Origin of the sequence: Burkholderia lata, from assembly GCF_902499025.1 — a bacterium.
In the GTDB taxonomy this organism is placed as follows: Bacteria; Pseudomonadota; Gammaproteobacteria; order Burkholderiales; family Burkholderiaceae; genus Burkholderia; species Burkholderia lata_C.
Map to the genome: position 1 here is coordinate 201,428 of NZ_CABVPW010000011.1, position 16,414 is coordinate 217,841.

Genomic DNA, 16,414 nt, shown 5'->3' on the forward strand with positions numbered 1-16,414 from the left:
GGCGGGTCCGGGTCAGGAAAGGGGCTTGCCGGCCGCGTCGTAGCGTTGCCAGTAGCTTTCGAGCTTCAGGGTGCGCAGCGCGTTGTCGAGATACTTCGGCTCGAACCAGCCGTCGACGTCGACCGGCTGGCGGATCAGCTTCAGCGCGAGCGCATCCTGCGCGACGGACTTGTAGCGCGCGATGACGAACGGGTCGATCAGCGGCGACAAGCGATCCTTCAGGCGCTGGTTCGCATAGTCGGCCTGCCACGACGAAACCGGCACGCCGCTCTTTGCCCACAGCTTGAACAGCGCGTCGCGGTTCGCTTCGTCGGACGACCATTGCGCGCCCTTCACGAGCGCGTTGACGACGCGCTGCACGATGTCCGGATGCGCGCGCTCGAAATCGTCGAGCACGAGCAGGTGGGTCTGGCGCGTGAGCTGCGGGCCGTCGTTCTGCGATTCGTAGATGATCTTCGCGAGTCCCGCGTCGCGCAGCTTGTACAGCTGATAGTCGCCCACCGACGCGTCGATGCCTTTCGACGCGAGGGCGGCGAGCGCGCTCGCGGAGTCGAGGTTGATCACGCGCAGGTCGCGTTCGTTGAGGCCGTTTTTCGCGAGCGCGTTGTCGGCGACGAGCTGCAGGTTGGTGCCGCGGAAGATCGACACGCGACGGTCCTTCAGGTCCTTGATCGAGCGGATCGTGGAGTCGGGCGGCACCGCGATCTTGACGCCCGAGCGCACGCTCGCGGCGAGCAGCAGGCGCGTCTTGATCCCGTTCGCCCGCGCGAGCACGGCGGGCAGGTCGCCCTGGTACGCGAAGTCGAGCGCCTTGTTGGCGATCGCCTCGTTGACGGCCGGCCCCGCGCCCTTGAAGAACAGCCACTGCACCTTGATGCCGTCGGCCGCGAATTCCTTTTCGACCAGCTGCTGCAGCTGCGCGGTGGCGGCGCTCGATCCGCCGAAGGTCGGCGGATCGCCGGCGCCTTGCTGGGCGACGCCGATGCGGATGGTGGCAGGCTTGTCGGCGTGCGCGGCGGCGGCCGGCAACGCAATGAGGGACGCGATCAGCAGCGATCGCAGCAGGCGCAGTGGAAGCATGAATCGATGGATCCGGAACGTTGGGGGAACAAGGCCGGGCCGCAGCCCGTCGACGCATTCTCGATGGCGTGCCGGGGCCGGACAAGAAACGATTTGAACTATGCTTATCGCCGCTTTGCGGGTTGCCGCGCCGGGCACACCGTTCCATACGAACGCGAAGCGCATTCACATGCATCTGAAATTCAATCAGGATTCCAATCCTGTTGATTTAATCCGGACACGGAATCAGGCAAATGCCGATTGGAAAATCACGACGGTGACGAGCGTGGATTCGCGTGGAGATCGCTTGTCGAATCAGGGAATAGTGACGGCGCCGGATAATCGGGGAGCGAGATTCCCATTCATCATGATTGCCTGGACGGCAGGCCGGGCGCGGCGAAGCGCATGAATGTGAATCGTTCCGGCATGCCGATAAATCGAATGGAAACGGTTCAGTCGCCGGTCGGTAAATAATGCGGCGCAACAGTCAATGCGACTGCTTCGCTACGCGGACGATGTAAAAAAGACGCAAGGAAATGACGGCAAATGAACGCGATCGCTTTCACTGTTGCAGCGTGTCATCCATAAATACATTCCGACGCCAAATAATTTGAATTCGCCTGAAAAATTGTCTATACCCTAGACGAATCAGCGCGGTTGGCATCGTGCGAAATGGGGCAGTACGGATGCATGCACGCAACGATCGAAGTCGTCGTTGCACGCCGCGTGACGTAGTGATCGAGAGGATTCCGGGGGATGCGGGCGACGTCGTGCCAGGGTCGCGCGCATGGATCGCAATGGGCGAATGTCCTGCGCAACCACCGGAGCAACGGAGCGTCTTTGCGTTCAACGGTCGGTCACCGACCCCGTTACACGGAGGTTGCCATGCTGCAATACGTCAAGTCCCTGCTGCGTGACGAACGTGGCGTCAGCTCGCTCGAATACGCGGTGCTGGCCGGAATCGTCGTGGTCGCGCTGGCGGCGGTCGGCGTGATCCTCAGCAGCACCAGCGGCGGTTTGCCGAGCGTGTTCACGACGTTGATCAACAAGGTGACGAGCCTGATCTGATCCCCTGAACCCGCGCGCCACCGACGAACACCGGGATCCGCAGCGGTAGAACGTATCCGGCCGGGGCGTGTCGACGGACGGCTCTCCCATGCTCACGCTCGTGCAGTCTGTGGCCACGGTCTTGCTGGCCTCGCTCGCCGCGCAGGATCTGCGCGACCGGCGCCTGTCCAATCGCGTGGTGCTGGCGTTCGCCGCGCTGTATTTCGTCGCGGCGGCGCTCGCCCGCGACGGGTTCGCGCCGCTGGCCGGCCATGTCGCGACCGGCGCGGCGATGCTGCTGCTGTTCGGCGGCATGCGCCATGCGGGCTGGATCGGCGGAGGCGATGTCAAGCTGGCGGCGGCGGTATTCCTGTGGGCCGGCCCGGCACTGGTGGTTCCGGTGCTGACGGGCATCGGCGCGGGCGGTGCGTTGTGCGGCCTCGCGTTGCTCGCGTCGCGGCCGCGGCGTGCCGCGTCGGTTCGCGCGGTCGCCGCGCGCAGCGTGCCGTATGGCGTTGCGCTCGCGCTCGGCGGCACGCTGGCCGTCTGGGTATCGTTTCCGCACACGGTTTCGCTGACCTAGCCGGGGGGACGCACGCTGCCATGCCCAAACCGCTGAGACTGGCCGTGCTCGTCGTTGCCGCCGGCATCGGTGCGTTCATCCTGCGCGAACTGTACGTCGCCGCGTCGACGCCATCGGTGCCCGCCGAAACGGATCAGGCGCGCGTGCGGGTTGCCGCGGCCGATCTGCCGGAAGGGCTGCTGCTGCGCGACAACGATCTTGCGTGGAAGCGCATGCCGCGCGCGCAGGTGCCGGCTGGCGCGTTCGTCGAGTCGCAGCCGGGCGCGGACCTGAAAGGCGCGCTGCTGCGCAACCACGTCGGCGTGGGCGCACCGATTCGCGTCGAGAACGTGATACCGGCCGGTGCGCCGGATTTTCTCGCGGCCGCGCTGCAACCCGGCATGCGCGCGATCTCGGTGCCGGTCGACGACGTGTCGGGCAACGCGGGCCTGATCCAGCCGGGCGACTTCGTCGACGTGCTGCTGACGCAGCAGATCGGCGGCTCGGCGACGTCGCCCGGCACGTTCGAAGCGGAGACGGTGGTGCGGCGCGCACGCGTGCTCGCGGTCGGCTCCGAATTCCAGCGCACGAAGGCGCCGGCGAGCGCGCCGGACGCGACGGCCCGCGCACGCACGGTCACGCTCGAGGTCGCGCCGCGCACCGCGCAGGTCGTGCTGGTGGCGACACGCCTCGGCTCGCTGTCGCTCGCATTGCGCAGTTTCGCGACGAGCGACCGGCGGCAGCCGGCGGGCGGCGACGAGCAGGAGCCCGATACGCAGCCCGTGTGGGCCGGCGACGTGTCGCGCGCGGCCCGCGAGGTCGCGCGCGAACCGTCCGCCGGGCCGGAGACGGGCGCGCGGCCGGCGTGGCGGAGCAACGCGGTCGTGATCTATCGCGGTTCGTCGGTCGACGACGGATCGCGTGGCGGCGGCACCGGCACTCCGGGCCTGCCGCCGCTGCCGTCCGGGCTGTCGGCCTGGCCGGCGATGCCCGCGATGCCCACGACGACGGGCGGCGCCAATGTCGCGGCGGATGCCACTGCGCAGCCGGCAGGCGCGGCGGCGCAGTGACGGATTGACGATTCGGGCCGGCCGCCCGGCGGCCGGCATTTGACGGGAACACGCATGGTGCGCATGGTTGGTTGGATCGCTTCGGGGTGCCTGGCCTGCATCGTCGCGTCCGGGGGCGCGTTCGCGCAGGTCGCGCGCGCGCCGGACGCGGGCGCGGCGCTGTCGATCGCGACCGGCAAGGGTGAACTGCTGTCGCTGCCCGAGCCCGCGACCGCGATGTTCGTCGCCGATCCGGCCATCGCGGACATCCAGGTGCCGTCGCCGCGCACCGTGTTCGTGTTCGGCAAGAAGGCGGGCACGACCACGCTGATCGCACTTGGCGCGAACCATCGTCCGATCCTGCGCAAGACCGTGATCGTGCAGGTCGATACGGCGTCGCTGCAGGGCGTGCTCGACAGCCGCTTTCCGCAGCTGAAGCTGTCGGTGTCCGGTGCGCCGGGCTCGCTGATGGTGTCGGGCAAGGTGCCGAGCGCGGCCGACGCGGACGCCGTGATGCAGTCGCTCACGCCGTACCTGCACGACAAGGAGAAGATCGTCAACCGGCTCACGCTGTCGCGTCCGATCCAGGTGAACCTGCGCGTGCGGGTGACCGAGGTGAGCCGCAACATCACGCAGCAGCTCGGCATCAACTGGAGTTCGCTGGGCGGTGCCGGCAACTTCGTCGGCGGGCTGTTCAACGGACGCACGCTGTTCGATCCGACGAGCGGCCTGTTCAACCTGTCGCCGACGGGCGCCTTCTCGGTGCTCGGCGGGTTCCGCGCGGGGCGCTGGTCGATCGACGTCGTGCTCGACGCACTCGACCAGGAGGGCCTGATCACGATGCTCGCGGAACCGAACCTCACCGCGATGTCCGGCGAGACCGCGAGCTTCCTCGCGGGCGGCGAGATTCCGATCCCGGTTGCGCAGGCCGGTTCGTCGACCGGCGCGATCACGGTCGAGTTCAAGCCGTTCGGCGTGTCGCTCGACTTTACGCCGACCGTGCTCGCCGACAACCGGATCAGCCTGAAGGTCCGGCCGGAGGTGAGCGAGGTCGATGCGAACAACAGCGTGACGACCGGCGGCGTCAAGGTGCCGGGGCTCACGGTGCGGCGCGTCGAGACGACGGTCGAGTTGTCGAGCGGGCAGAGCTTCGCGATCGGCGGGCTGCTGCAGAGCCAGACGGCCGACACCGTGTCGCAGATTCCGGGGCTCGGCCGGCTGCCGATCATCGGCCGACTGTTTTCGTCGAAGAACTTCCAGGACAGCAAGACCGAGGTGGTCGTGATCGTTACGCCGTACATCGTGCAGCCGGCCGGGCCCGGCCAGCTCGAGCAGGCGATCGACACCGTCGCGCGGCCGAGCAGCGACCTGGAGTTCGCGGTGCAGCACAACCTGGGGCTCGACCTGCTGTCGGGCGACACGCCGCGCCTCGTCGGCGCGGCGGGCTTCGTGTACTGAACCGGAGGAGCGCATATGCGAACCCGATCGACCGTTGCCGTCCTGCTGCCGCTGGTGCTCGCGGGCTGCCTGTCGGCGCCGCCGCCGGTCAACCTGCCCGATGCGCGGTCGATCGGCTTCGACGGCGCGCATGCGGTGCCGCCCGATTGCGCGAAGCTGATGCAGCCGTCGCATCTCGTCGACGCGGGTTTTGCGCGGCCCGGCATGCCGTTCGGCTGCGCGACCTACTCGAACCTCGCGGCGATGCTCGCGCGGCCGGAGGATCTCGTCGCGCCCGTGCCGTACGGCGGCGCGGATGCGCAGACCGCGGCCGACGCGGTGCGCCGCTACGTCGAGGATCGCGTGAAGCAGCCGACGCCAGGCAAGACGCTGACGACCGGCTCGCCCAGCCACTGACCGGACCCGGATGCCATCACGATGCCGCCCATGAACCTCCTCGACCGTCAGAACGCCCGGCGCGCCGTGACCGCGGGCGCGGCCGATCTCGTCGCGGTCGTCGCCGATTCGGGCAGCGAGGACGTGATACGCCGCGTCACGCAGGAGCTGTCGATCACGCGCACCCACCTGCAGGCGGGCACCTGCGACGATGCGATCCGGCTGCTGCAGCAGTACGAGCGTTCGCCACGCCAGCTCGTCATCGACGTGTCGGATTCGGTGCTGCCGGTGTCGGACCTGATGCGGCTCGCCGACGTGTGCGATCCGTCGGTGCGGGTCATCGCGATCGGTACGCAGAACGACGTCGGGTTGTTTCGCAACCTGCTCGGCATCGGCGTGCAGGACTACATCGTCAAGCCGCTGACCGTCGAGTTGATGCGGCGTGCGCTGACCGCGACGGAATCGGTCGTCCAGGCGCGCACCGGCAAGGTCGTCAGCTTCGTCGGCGCGCGCGGCGGCGTCGGTGCGACCACGATCACGGTGAGCCTCGCGCGCTTCCTCGCGAGCGAGAAGCGCCGCCGCGTGGCCTACGTCGACCTGAACCTGCATGGCGGCGGCGCGAACTCGATGTTCGGGCTGTCCAGCAACAACGGGCTGATCGAATTGCTGAACATGGGGCAGCGTCCCGACGACGCGTTGTTCGAGCGCATGTTCGTGACGAAGGGCGACCGGTTGCACGTGCTGTCCGCCGAGCTGGCTTATGGCGCCGACGCGCCGGTGGGCGACGAGGCCGTCGCGCGCCTGGTCGACATGCTGAAGGACCGCTTCCACTACGTGCTGTTCGACGTCGGGAGCGGCGCCGGCAGGCTGCTCGAGGACGCGCTCGCGGCGTCCGATCTCGTCCATGTCGTGGTCGACCGCTCGGTGCACGCCGCGTACGAAGCTGCGCGGCTCGTGCGTTTCGTGCGGGAGCTGCCCGGCGAGCGGCTGCTGTCGATGGTGCTGAACAATCCGCTCGCGCCGGTCGCGGGCCGTGTCGAGCCGGTCGATTTCGAGGACGCGTTCGGTGGCGCGAAGCTGCACGAGCTGCCGCACGAGCCGCAGACGCTCGCCGTTGCCGAGAACCTCGGCGAGCCGATCGAAGGCGCGAAGCGGAACGGCTTCGTGGACCAGATCCGGCAGCTCGCGAACGGCATCACCGGCGAGCCGATGGTCGTCGCCGAGCCGTGGTACGCGCGGCTCGTCAAGTGGAGGAAGGGATCGTGAGTTTCGGTACCCGCAACCGCCCGCCGGCGGCCCCGGTGCAGGCCGCGACGCCCGCCGTGGCGAGCGAGCCTGACCCGGCACCGGTGGACGCGCCTTCGCCCGCGTCTGCGCCGACCCCGACCCCGACCCCGACCCCGACCCGCACACCGGTGGCCGCCGATACCCACGAAGCGCTGATCCGGTCGAGCAAGTTCGACGCGATCCGCAGTGCGGTGTTTGCGTCGATGAACATGTCGGCGGCGCTGATGAAGACGCGTGACGAAGTGCGCACGGGCATCGAGCAGGTGGCCGCGCATACGGTCGAGCGCGAGCGCCTGAAGATCACCGCCGGCGAGCAGGTGCTGATCGTCGATGCGATCCTGAACGACATGTTCGGCGTCGGGCCGATCGAGCCGCTGCTCGCCGACGACACGGTCACCGACATCCTCGTCAACGGGCCCGACCAGGTCTACGTCGAGCGCGCGGGCCGGCTCGAACTCACGTCGCTGAAGTTCCGCGACGATGCGCACGTGGCGAGCGTTGCGCAGCGGATCGCGGCGGCGGTGGGGCGTCGCGTCGACGAGAGCAGCCCGATGGTCGATGCGCGGCTCGCCGACGGCAGTCGCGTGAACGTCGTGCTGCCGCCGATCGCGATGCGCGGCCCGTCGATCTCGATTCGCAAGTTCGCGAAGCGCGACATCACGCTCGCGCGGATGGCGCAGCAGGGCAACATCTCGCATCCGATGCTGCAGGTACTGAAGGTGGCGTGCGCGTGCCGGCTGAACATCGTGATCTCGGGCGGCACCGGCTCGGGCAAGACGACACTGCTCAACGCGCTGTCGCAGCACATCGAGCAGCACGAACGGATCGTGACGATCGAGGATGCGGCCGAGCTGCAGTTGCTGCAGCCGCACGTCGTGAGCCTCGAGACGAGACCGGAGAATACCGAAGGGCTCGGCGGGATCTCGCAGCGCGATCTCGTGCGCAACGCACTGCGCATGCGGCCCGACCGCATCATCCTCGGCGAGATTCGCGGCCCCGAGGCGTTCGACGTGCTGCAGGCGATGAACACGGGGCACGACGGCTCGATGACGACGATTCACGCGAATTCGCCGCGCGACGCGATCAGCCGGCTCGAGAGCATGGTCATGATGGCGAACGCGAACCTGCAACTGCTGTCGATCCGGCGCCAGATCGCGAGCGCCGTGCACCTGTTCGTGCAGATCGAGCGAATGCGCGACGGCGTGCGGCGCGTCACGCGGATCACCGAGATCGTCGGGATGGAAGGCGAGGTGGTCATCACGCAGGACCTGTTCATGTTCCGTCAGGAAGGCGATACGACGCGCGACGCGGTGAAGGGCGTGTTCGACGCGTCGCCATTGCGGCCGGGATTCGCGGCGCGCGCCGCGTATTACGGCGTCGAGGATGCGCTCGCCGAGGTGTTCCGGCAATGAGGGCCGCCGACCTGTTCGCGGCGGGCGCGTTCGTGATGATCCTCGCGATCGGGCTCGCGCTGTCGTCGTGGTTCGATCGCGCGAGCCACACGCCGGCCCAGCGCATCCGCGCCCGGATGCGCCGGCTGTCGCCGTCGCTCGCCGGGCACGACGGGCACGCGTCCGCCACGCCCGGTGTCGCGCTGTTCAACCTCGAGCGCCGGCAAGGCCGCCTGCGCGCGTGGCTGCAGCGCCGCGTGACGCGCGTGCGCGCGGTCGGCGGCAAGGGCGGCGTGAGGATCGTCATCGCGAGCACGATCGCCGGCGCGATCTCGGCGATCGTCGCGGTGAAGCTGATCGGGCCACCGGGCTTCCTGCGTCCGCTGATCTACGCCGGGCTGCCGCTGGTCGCGATGCGCGCCAGCTACCGCGCGCTGGTGGAGCGCTTCCGGATTCGTTTTCTCGAAGCGTTCCCGGACGCGATCGACGTGATCGTACGGGCCGTGCGCGCGGGCATTCCGGTCACGCAGGCGATCAGCATGGTCGGCGACAGCGCGGCCGAGCCGGTACGCGCGACGTTTCGCTCGATGGGCGACAGCCTGCGTGTCGGCGCGGATCTCAAGGACGTGCTGACGCAGGCGGCGGATCGGCTGATGATCGCGGACTTCTCGTTCTTCACGGTCTACCTGCTGCTGCAGCGCGAGACCGGCGGCAGCCTCGGCGAAACGCTCGACGAGCTGTCGAGCATCATCCGCACGCGCCGCGACATCCGCCTGAAGACCCGCGCGCTGACCGCCGAAGGGCGCATCACGACGAACATCATTTCGGCGGTGCCGTTCGTGATGATCGGCGCGCTGTTCCTCGTGAACCGCGACTACGTGATGCTGCTGTTCACGACGCACCCGGGGCACACGATGCTGACGCTCGCCGCCGGGTTGCTGACGGTCGGCCTGCTGGTGATCCGCAAGATCTCGAAACTGGATACCGCGCGATGACGATGTCGATACTGGCCGCCCGTGCCTTCGAGTTGCTGTTGTTGCTCGGCTGTGTCGCGGTGGCGCTCGCCACACCCGGCGGCAGTACCCGCCAGCGGATCGCCGCGCGCGTGCGGCTGGCCGCCGGGCAGCATCCGCCGGCACCGGTGGCGGGGTGGCTGCAGCCGGGCGGCGTCCGCCTGGGTCTCACGCGACGGCTCGCGCAGCTCGGCGAACGGCTGCCGGTGCTCGACCCGATGCAGCGCGTGAAACTCGGCTTGCAGCTGACGCGCGCGGGCTTTCGCGAACGCCGCGCGGTGTCGGTGATGATCGGGATCAAGCTGAGCTGCGGCGTGTTGTTCGCGTGCGGCGCGATCGTGTTCAGCCCGCTGATTCCGCGCTTCGGCGAATACTTCGTGATCCGCGCGCTGGCGATGATCGCCGCATTCGTGATCGGCGTGATCGTGCCGGAATACGTGCTCGGCGCGATGATCCGGCGGCGGCGGCGCGTCATCGCCGCGTGCTTTCCCGATGCGCTCGACCTGCTGGTGATCTGCACGATGGCCGGCAACAGCCTCGCGTCGGGCATCCGGCGCGTCGCGCACGAACTGGCGCGCATCTGCCCGCCGCTCGCCGACGAGCTGACCGTGTGCGCGGACGAGCTGACGCTGAGCGGCGACGTGTCCGCGACGCTCGCGCATTTCGCGACGCGCGTCGATTTCACGTCGGCGCGCTCGCTCGCGACAACGCTGACGCAGTCGCAGCGGTTCGGCACGCCGATCACGCAGGCGCTGCGCACGCTGTCGCGCACCGAGCGCACCGAGCAGATCGTCGCGCTCGAGGAACGGGCCGCGAAGCTTGCGCCGAAGATCACGCTGCCGATGATGCTGTTCATCCTGCCGACGGTCTGCCTGATCGCGGCGGGCCCGGCGGCGATTCGCCTGCTCGAGGTATTCAGATGACACGATCCGTCGTACGCACGCTCGCGCTCGCGGCCGTGCTGCCGGTGCTGGCCGGCGGCTGCGGCGCGCCGGGCATCCAGACGCGGCCGGTGCTGTCGCACAAGAGCGACGACCCGCAGGCCGAGTTGCGCATCGCCGACAGCGCGCTCGCCGGCGGCAACGTCGATCTCGCGTCGACGCTGTACGAGAAGGTGCTCGCGAAGCATCCCGATTCGCTTGCGGCGCGCCTGGGGCTCGGCGACGTGAACTACCGCGCCGGCGACCTGGAGCGCGCGCGGATCCTGTACGACGAAGCGCAGCGGCAGGCACCGGCAGAGCTCGGCCCGCGGCTCGGGCTGGCGCGCGTCGCGTTGCGGCAGCGGCGCCTGGACGAAGCCGCGCAGCGCTATCGCGATCTGCTGGCCGCAGAGCCGAACCATCCGCTCGCGGCGGAAGGGCTCGGCACCGTGCTCGACCTGCAGGGGCGTCATGCGGATGCGCAGGTCGTGTATCGCGACGCGCTGCGCGCGCATCCGGACGCGCAGGGGCTGCGCGTCGACCTCGGGTTGTCGCTCGTGCTGAGCAACCGGCCGCGGGAAGGCGTGAACGTGCTGCTCGACGTCGCCGGGCTGCCGTCCGCGCCGTGGCAGGCGCGCCAGAATCTCGCGTTCGCGTACGGCGTGCTCGGCAACACCGATTCGGCGAAGAAGCTGCTGTCCGCGGATATGCCCGCGTCGGCGGTGGCCGACAACCTGCGCTTCTACCAGGCGGTGCGCGCGCGGCTCGCGTCACGCGGGGGCGCCGGGGTTGCCGGGGGGGCTGGTAGCGCGCCGCCGTTGTCCGGCGCCGCGCTGGAGCCGGGCGTCGTACCACCGGGTGCGGGGGCCGCAAAATGACACGCGGGGCGACGGGCGCCCGCCACGCGCGCGGCGTCGTGTCCCTCGAATTCGTGCTGATGTTGCCGTTCCTGCTGATGGTGCTGATCGGCATCATCGATACGAGCCTGCTCCTGTGCGACAAGGCCGTCATCACGAACGCGAGCCGCGAGGCGGCGCGCGCCGGCGTCATGCTGCGCGTGCCGATGCTGACCACGACGCAGATCGCCGGCATTGCGCAGAACGCGATGCAGAACAGCCTGATCACCGGCGGTGCCGCGACGACACCGGCGGTGACCGTGACGCAGGCGAACGGCACGACGTCGGGTACCGCGCTGACGGTGACCGTGACCTACACGTATTCGGGGCTCGTGCTGGGTTCCGCGTTCAGCGCGCTCACCGGCCCGGTGACGGTCTCGGCGACGTCGGTGATGCTCTATGAATGACGTGACCGCCACGCAACCCGACGGCCCCGTGCGGCAGCGCGGTTCGGTCGCGCTGTTCTTCCTGCTGTTCCTGATTCCGCTGCTGTCGTTCGGCGCGCTGGCGATCGACATCGCGTGGGTGGTCACGGTGAACAACCAGTTGCAGAACGCGGCCGACGCGGCCGCGCTCGCGGGGGCCGATGCGATGATGTCGCCGAGCGGCGGCGCGGTGAACTGGTCGCAGGCCGCGCCGGCGGCGAATGGCGTGATCGCGCAGAATTCGGCGGCCGGTGCGGCGCTGTCGACCGGCACGGTGACCGCCGGATACTGGAACGTCACGCGCACCCCTGCATCCATGCAGCCGACGACCATCACGCCCGGCCAGTACGACGTGCCGGCGGTGCAGGTCACCGTGTCGCGCGCACCCGGTGTGAACGGCGGCTCGATTCCACTGCTGCTCGGCGGGCTGCTGGGGATTCCCGGCGCATCCGATAGCGCGACCGCCGTGGCGGTGCTGGCGGCGCCGGGCGGGGTCGGGGCAGGCGGGCTGTTTCCGATCGCGATCGACCAGTGCGTGTACAACCTGTACTGGAACGCGGCGACCAACCAGCCGCTGATCAATCCGCTGACGGGCCAGCCGTTTGAATTCTCGATCACGAACGGCCAGGTCTACGGCCTGCTGTGCATGGGCGGGCAGTGGACGTCGTTCCAGTCGACCGCGACCGACACGACGACGATGGGCGGCCTGATGGTGACCGGCAATCCGACGACGCTCAACATCGGCGACAGCATCAATCTCGCGACCGGCGTGAAGGCGACGCTCTATACGTCGGTGCCGGTCGGCACGACGGTGGTGCTGCCGGTCGTCACGCAGACCTCGACCAGCACCACCGTGCCGATCGTCGCGTTCGCGCCGTTCCATATCGACGTGTCGCTCGGCGGCACCTACAAGTACGTCCAGGGCCACTTCGTCGCCGGCGTGAAGATGACGGGCGTCGCGACCGGCGTCGGGCCGTACTACGGCATATACGTGCCGCCGCGGCTCGCGTTTTGAGCCCCGGGGCCGGCGCGGCGCAGCAGCACGAGGAGCGCGAACAGCGTCACGGCCGGGCCGATCTGCGGCCAGTGCAGCCACGGGTTCAGGTATTCGACCGCCGGCAGCAGCCACATGAGCGCGATCGCGGTCTGCTCGCCGCGCAGCCAGCCGACCTGCCAGCCGATCGCCAGCATGCACGCGATCGCGATGCCGAGCCAGGCGAGCTCGTAGTGCCACACGTACGGGTTCGCCGCGAGCGTCGCGACCGCCAGCACCGCCGCGCGCAAGCGGATGTCGCGCGAGCGCGTCCACACGAGGCACGCGACCGCGATCGCCAGTGCCGCGATGCACGCTTGCGCGGCATACGCGACGCCCGGCGGCAGGCCGGCGAGGCGGAACGCGGCGAACGGCGCCGGCGACGCGAGCCAGAACACGACACCTTGCTCGAGGAGGAGTGACCGCGCGAGCGCCGTGCCGGCGACGAACAGGCGTAGCGACTCGACGCCGCAGATCAGGACGCTCGACGCGGCGAATGCGGTGGTGGCCAGCGCGGCCCACGCGATGGTGCGCCATGCGCGCGTGGCGACCAGCACGAACGGGAACAGCAACGCCATCTGCGGCTTGGCCGACAGCAGGCCGATGCAGAGGCCCGCCCACATGGGCCGGCGATCCGCCCAGTAGACGGCCAGCGCCGCGCACGACGCGGTCAGGAACGCGTTCTGCCCGAACATCCCCGTGACGAACACGCACGGGGCGGCGACCAGCGCGAACCCGACGATGCGCGAGGCGCCGGGGATCGCGCCGAGGCCCGATACGCGGGACGCGGCGAATCCGAACACGACGACGCCGAACGCGACGAACAGCGGATAGCCGACTGCATACGGCAGCAACGCCAGCGGCGTCACGAGCAGCAGGTTGGTGGGCGGGTACAGCCACGCGACGAGGTCTTCGCGCCGGAACTGCGGAAACAGTTCCGCTGCCAGCCGCGAGAAGGTCGGCAAGTCGTACGCTTGCCACGGCGAGCCGTGCAGCATCACGTGCGACGCCGTCCAGAACACGGCGTAATCGGGGCCCGGGCGCGACAGCGCGGTGGCGGGCGCGTGACGGACGACGGCTACCCAGATCGCGACGAACAGCGCGTAGCACGCGAGCGCGACCGCACTGTACGCAACGACGCGCCGGGGTGTCAGCCAGGCACGGACGGGATGGTCCGCCGATCGTATCGATTGCCGGATGAGATCCATGCGTCGGGTGCGCGGTTACTTGACGGACGCTTTCCGCGCAGCACCGTGGCCGGCAGCCGAGGGCAGCGCCGTCCGGCGGCGGGCCACGTGCGTGCGCTTGAGCGGGAACTGCAGCAGTTTCGACGCGGGAGGTGCGGCGGCGTCCCGCTGCGCGTGATAGCGCCACCGCACGAGATAGACCGGGCGCTGCTTCGACTCGTGATAGATGCGGCCGAGGTATTCGCCGATCACGCCGATGCCGATCAGCTGGATGCCGCCGACGAACAGCATCACGGAGATCAGCGATGCGTAGCCGTGCACGGGGTTGCCGAACAGCAGCGTGCGCATGACGATGAACGTGCCGTAGACGAACGATAGCGCGGCGAACGCGAGACCGATGTAGGTCCACACGCGCAGCGGCACGGTGCTGAAGCTCGTGATGCCTTCGAGCGCGAAGTTCCAGCGCCGCCATCCGGAGAATTTGGAGCGGCCGCCGCTGCGCGGCGCACGCGTGTATTCGATGATCTCGGTGCGATAGCCGACCCACGCGAACAGGCCTTTCATGAAGCGCCGCCGCTCGGGTAGCGCGCGCAGCGCGTCGACGACCTGGCGATCCATCAGCCGGAAATCGCCGACGTTTTCGGGCATCTCGACTTCGGAGAGCCGGTTGTGCACGCGGTAGTAGAGCGAGGCGGCCACGCGTTGCATCAGCGGGTCGCACCGGCGATCGGTGCGCTTCGCGGCAACGACCTCGGCGCCGGCGAGCCAGCGTTCGATCATCGCGGGGATCAGCGCGGGTGGATCCTGCAGGTCGGCATCGATCAGGATCACCGCGGTGCCGGCGGCTTCGTCGATGCCGGCGGTGAGCGCGGCTTCCTTGCCGAAGCGTCGGGTGAGATCGACGATGCGCACGCGCGCGTCGCCGGCCGCGACGTCGATCAGCCTGCCGAGCGTATCGTCGCGGCTGCCGTCGTTGATGCAGACGATCTCGAAACGGACCGACTCGACCGATTCGAGAATGGGCAGCGTTGTTGCAAAGAACGCGTCGATTGCTTCGTCCTCGTCGTGGAACGGCACGACGAGCGAGACCAGTGGCTTTCTGGTATGCGCGGACATACGTCCCCCGAGAGATCCGGCCTGTGCTGCACCGTATGGATCCGGTTGCCGTCCGTTGCAGGCCGGACGACTGGCGTCTGATCATTGTAGGCAGGAATCGGGGATTCGTAACACGAATCGATGCCGGTGCGGCGGATGCGTAGACGGGCACGTCGAGGTTGCGTGACGCGGCGGGTTCCGGTGGCTGGCCGCCCCGTGCAGAGGATGCAGGGCGTCACGCTTCAGCCATATGGCCGGTGCGCTGGCTGGGCGCCGTGGCGCCCTCGGAGGCCGCAACGGACGCGAGTGCAACGGTTAGCATGTCGACTTGACGACGATGGTCACGGAGACAGTCATGCAAGTCCAGGATCTGACAGGTGCGCGGCTGGATTATTGGGTCGCGGTCGCGGAAGGCCACGACGCCCCGCGTGCCGATGCAGCCGGATGTACGTCGGTTCGCGCGGCGGGCGGGGCGCCGACGCCGTTCGCACCGTCGTCGTCATGGGCCGACGGTGGCCCGATCGTCGAGCGTGTGCCGTTCGCCGCATTCGAGCGCGACGGCGGGCGCGGTGCGTGGCGGGCCGTGCTGCACCGGGCCGTGCCGGCCGCGGGCGAGCGCTGCACGTTCAGCCAGTCCGGGCCGACGCTGCTGGTTGCCGCGATGCGCACGCTCGTCGCGTCGACGTTCGGCGACGACGTGCCGGATCTCGACATGGCGCGGCCACGCTGAACGCAGCCACGCTGCGGCATCGTTCAGGCCGACACGTTCCGGATCGCGATCGATGCGACATCGACCCGTCGCGGCAGGATCGCGTCGGCCGCCGCGCGGTCGGCGACACGCTGCAGCACGTCGATGTCGGCGCCGCTGAGGCTGCGCTGCGCGAGCGCGGCCCGGCGCGCGATGTCGGTGGCCGCGTCGGGTGGCAGGCGCGTGAGCGACGCATAGACGCTCGCATAGTCGGCCGGATGCGCAAGCGCCCATTGGCCCGCGCCGGCGAGCCGCGCCAGCACGTCCGCGAGTGCCGCGCGCTTGGCGCGATCGTCGAGCGTTTCGACCGGCGACGTGAGGAAGGCCAGCCCGGAATTGATGCCGCTGCCGTCGCGGACGACGCGTGCGCCGCGCCGTACCGCATGCCCGTAGTACGGGTCGAACGTCGCCCAGATGCCGATCCGCTTTGCCTCGAACGCGGCGAACGCATCGACGGGCAATACGAAGCGCACGTCGACGTCGCGTGGCGCGAGGCCGTGTTCGCGCAGCGCGCCGTACAACTGGTACTGCGAGATGCTGCCGCGCGCGGACGACACGACGACGGTCTGCCCCTTCAGGTCGGCGACGGTGCGGACCGGCGATTCGGGCTGCACGACGATGCCGAGCGACGCCGGCGAGCCGACGCGCGTCGCGACGATCCGCAACGACGGGTCGCCGAGCGCGGCCGTCAGCACGGGCAGGTCGCCGGCCGGCGCGAGATCGATCGCCCCCGCGCGCTGTGCCTCGAACAGCGGCGCGGCACCCTGGAAGTTGGCCCAGCGGAACCGGTAACGCGTGCCGTCGAGCACGCGCGCGGCTTCGGCGAGCGCGCGCAGGCCGCCGGCCTGGTCGCCGAGCACGAGCGTGAC

18 protein-coding genes are annotated in these 16,414 nt (G+C 69.4%); 14 read left to right on the forward strand and 4 right to left on the reverse strand.

Going from position 1 to position 16,414, the window contains the following annotated elements; all coding sequences use genetic code 11:
• Positions 1–12: 12 nt before the first annotated feature.
• Entirely contained in the window at positions 13–1,080 is a 1,068-nt protein-coding gene (locus BDI24065_RS13770; RefSeq protein ID WP_175031731.1) for an ABC transporter substrate-binding protein, read from the reverse strand.
• Between the two features lie 100 nt (positions 1,081–1,180).
• On the opposite strand from BDI24065_RS13770, the gene BDI24065_RS13775 reads away from it, so the two are divergent.
• The 13 genes from BDI24065_RS13775 to BDI24065_RS13835 all read left to right on the forward strand — a co-directional run bounded on the left by BDI24065_RS13775 (position 1,181) and on the right by BDI24065_RS13835 (position 12,497).
• The gene (locus tag BDI24065_RS13775) at positions 1,181–1,468 is read left to right on the forward strand and encodes a hypothetical protein (protein WP_175031732.1); all 288 of its coding nucleotides are present in this window, start codon (positions 1,181–1,183) and stop codon (positions 1,466–1,468) included.
• A 476-nt stretch (positions 1,469–1,944) separates the two neighbouring features.
• Entirely contained in the window at positions 1,945–2,127 is a 183-nt protein-coding gene (locus tag BDI24065_RS13780; protein ID WP_041493341.1) for a Flp family type IVb pilin, read from the forward strand.
• Positions 2,128–2,215: 88 nt separating this feature from the next.
• Entirely contained in the window at positions 2,216–2,689 is a 474-nt protein-coding gene (locus tag BDI24065_RS13785) for an A24 family peptidase (protein ID WP_175031733.1), read from the forward strand.
• Positions 2,690–2,709: 20 nt separating this feature from the next.
• The gene (gene cpaB / locus BDI24065_RS13790) at positions 2,710–3,738 is read left to right on the forward strand and encodes a Flp pilus assembly protein CpaB (RefSeq protein ID WP_175031734.1); all 1,029 of its coding nucleotides are present in this window, start codon (positions 2,710–2,712) and stop codon (positions 3,736–3,738) included.
• A 54-nt stretch (positions 3,739–3,792) separates the two neighbouring features.
• The gene (locus tag BDI24065_RS13795) at positions 3,793–5,175 is read left to right on the forward strand and encodes a type II and III secretion system protein family protein (RefSeq protein ID WP_175031735.1); all 1,383 of its coding nucleotides are present in this window, start codon (positions 3,793–3,795) and stop codon (positions 5,173–5,175) included.
• A 15-nt stretch (positions 5,176–5,190) separates the two neighbouring features.
• Positions 5,191–5,571: a CpaD family pilus assembly lipoprotein gene (locus BDI24065_RS13800; protein ID WP_175031736.1), complete on the forward strand. Its 381-nt coding sequence runs from the start codon at positions 5,191–5,193 to the stop codon at positions 5,569–5,571.
• Between the two features lie 21 nt (positions 5,572–5,592).
• Positions 5,593–6,816: an AAA family ATPase gene (locus BDI24065_RS13805; protein ID WP_175031737.1), complete on the forward strand. Its 1,224-nt coding sequence runs from the start codon at positions 5,593–5,595 to the stop codon at positions 6,814–6,816.
• A complete protein-coding gene (locus tag BDI24065_RS13810) occupies positions 6,813–8,249 on the forward strand; it encodes a CpaF family protein (protein WP_175031738.1) in 1,437 nt (478 codons plus the stop codon). Before BDI24065_RS13805 ends, BDI24065_RS13810 begins: the two co-directional genes overlap by 4 nt.
• A complete protein-coding gene (locus tag BDI24065_RS13815; RefSeq protein WP_175031739.1) occupies positions 8,246–9,223 on the forward strand; it encodes a type II secretion system F family protein in 978 nt (325 codons plus the stop codon). Before BDI24065_RS13810 ends, BDI24065_RS13815 begins: the two co-directional genes overlap by 4 nt.
• Complete coding sequence (locus BDI24065_RS13820; protein ID WP_175031740.1) at positions 9,220–10,164, forward strand: type II secretion system F family protein; 945 nt, start codon at positions 9,220–9,222, stop codon at positions 10,162–10,164. The genes BDI24065_RS13815 and BDI24065_RS13820 overlap by 4 nt, the downstream gene beginning before the upstream one ends.
• Complete coding sequence (locus tag BDI24065_RS13825; protein WP_175031741.1) at positions 10,161–11,039, forward strand: tetratricopeptide repeat protein; 879 nt, start codon at positions 10,161–10,163, stop codon at positions 11,037–11,039. The genes BDI24065_RS13820 and BDI24065_RS13825 overlap by 4 nt, the downstream gene beginning before the upstream one ends.
• Positions 11,036–11,464, forward strand: coding sequence for a TadE/TadG family type IV pilus assembly protein (locus BDI24065_RS13830; protein ID WP_175031742.1), 429 nt, complete (start codon positions 11,036–11,038; stop codon positions 11,462–11,464). Before BDI24065_RS13825 ends, BDI24065_RS13830 begins: the two co-directional genes overlap by 4 nt.
• Positions 11,457–12,497 carry a TadG family pilus assembly protein gene (locus BDI24065_RS13835; RefSeq protein ID WP_175031743.1) on the forward strand — a complete coding sequence of 347 codons (1,041 nt, stop codon included), beginning with the start codon at positions 11,457–11,459 and terminating at the stop codon, positions 12,495–12,497. The genes BDI24065_RS13830 and BDI24065_RS13835 overlap by 8 nt, the downstream gene beginning before the upstream one ends.
• Here BDI24065_RS13835 and BDI24065_RS13840 read toward each other — a convergent pair.
• Complete coding sequence (locus BDI24065_RS13840) at positions 12,461–13,723, reverse strand: glycosyltransferase family 87 protein (RefSeq protein ID WP_175031744.1); 1,263 nt, start codon at positions 13,721–13,723, stop codon at positions 12,461–12,463. The genes BDI24065_RS13835 and BDI24065_RS13840 overlap by 37 nt on opposite strands.
• 15 nt (positions 13,724–13,738) lie before the next feature.
• Complete coding sequence (locus BDI24065_RS13845; protein WP_175031745.1) at positions 13,739–14,818, reverse strand: glycosyltransferase family 2 protein; 1,080 nt, start codon at positions 14,816–14,818, stop codon at positions 13,739–13,741.
• 334 nt (positions 14,819–15,152) lie between these two features.
• On the opposite strand from BDI24065_RS13845, the gene BDI24065_RS13850 reads away from it, so the two are divergent.
• Entirely contained in the window at positions 15,153–15,527 is a 375-nt protein-coding gene (locus BDI24065_RS13850; protein WP_175031746.1) for a phage protein NinX family protein, read from the forward strand.
• A 23-nt stretch (positions 15,528–15,550) separates the two neighbouring features.
• Here BDI24065_RS13850 and BDI24065_RS13855 read toward each other — a convergent pair.
• The coding region (locus BDI24065_RS13855) for an ABC transporter substrate-binding protein (protein WP_254609750.1) at positions 15,551–16,414 on the reverse strand (864 nt) is incomplete at its 5' end.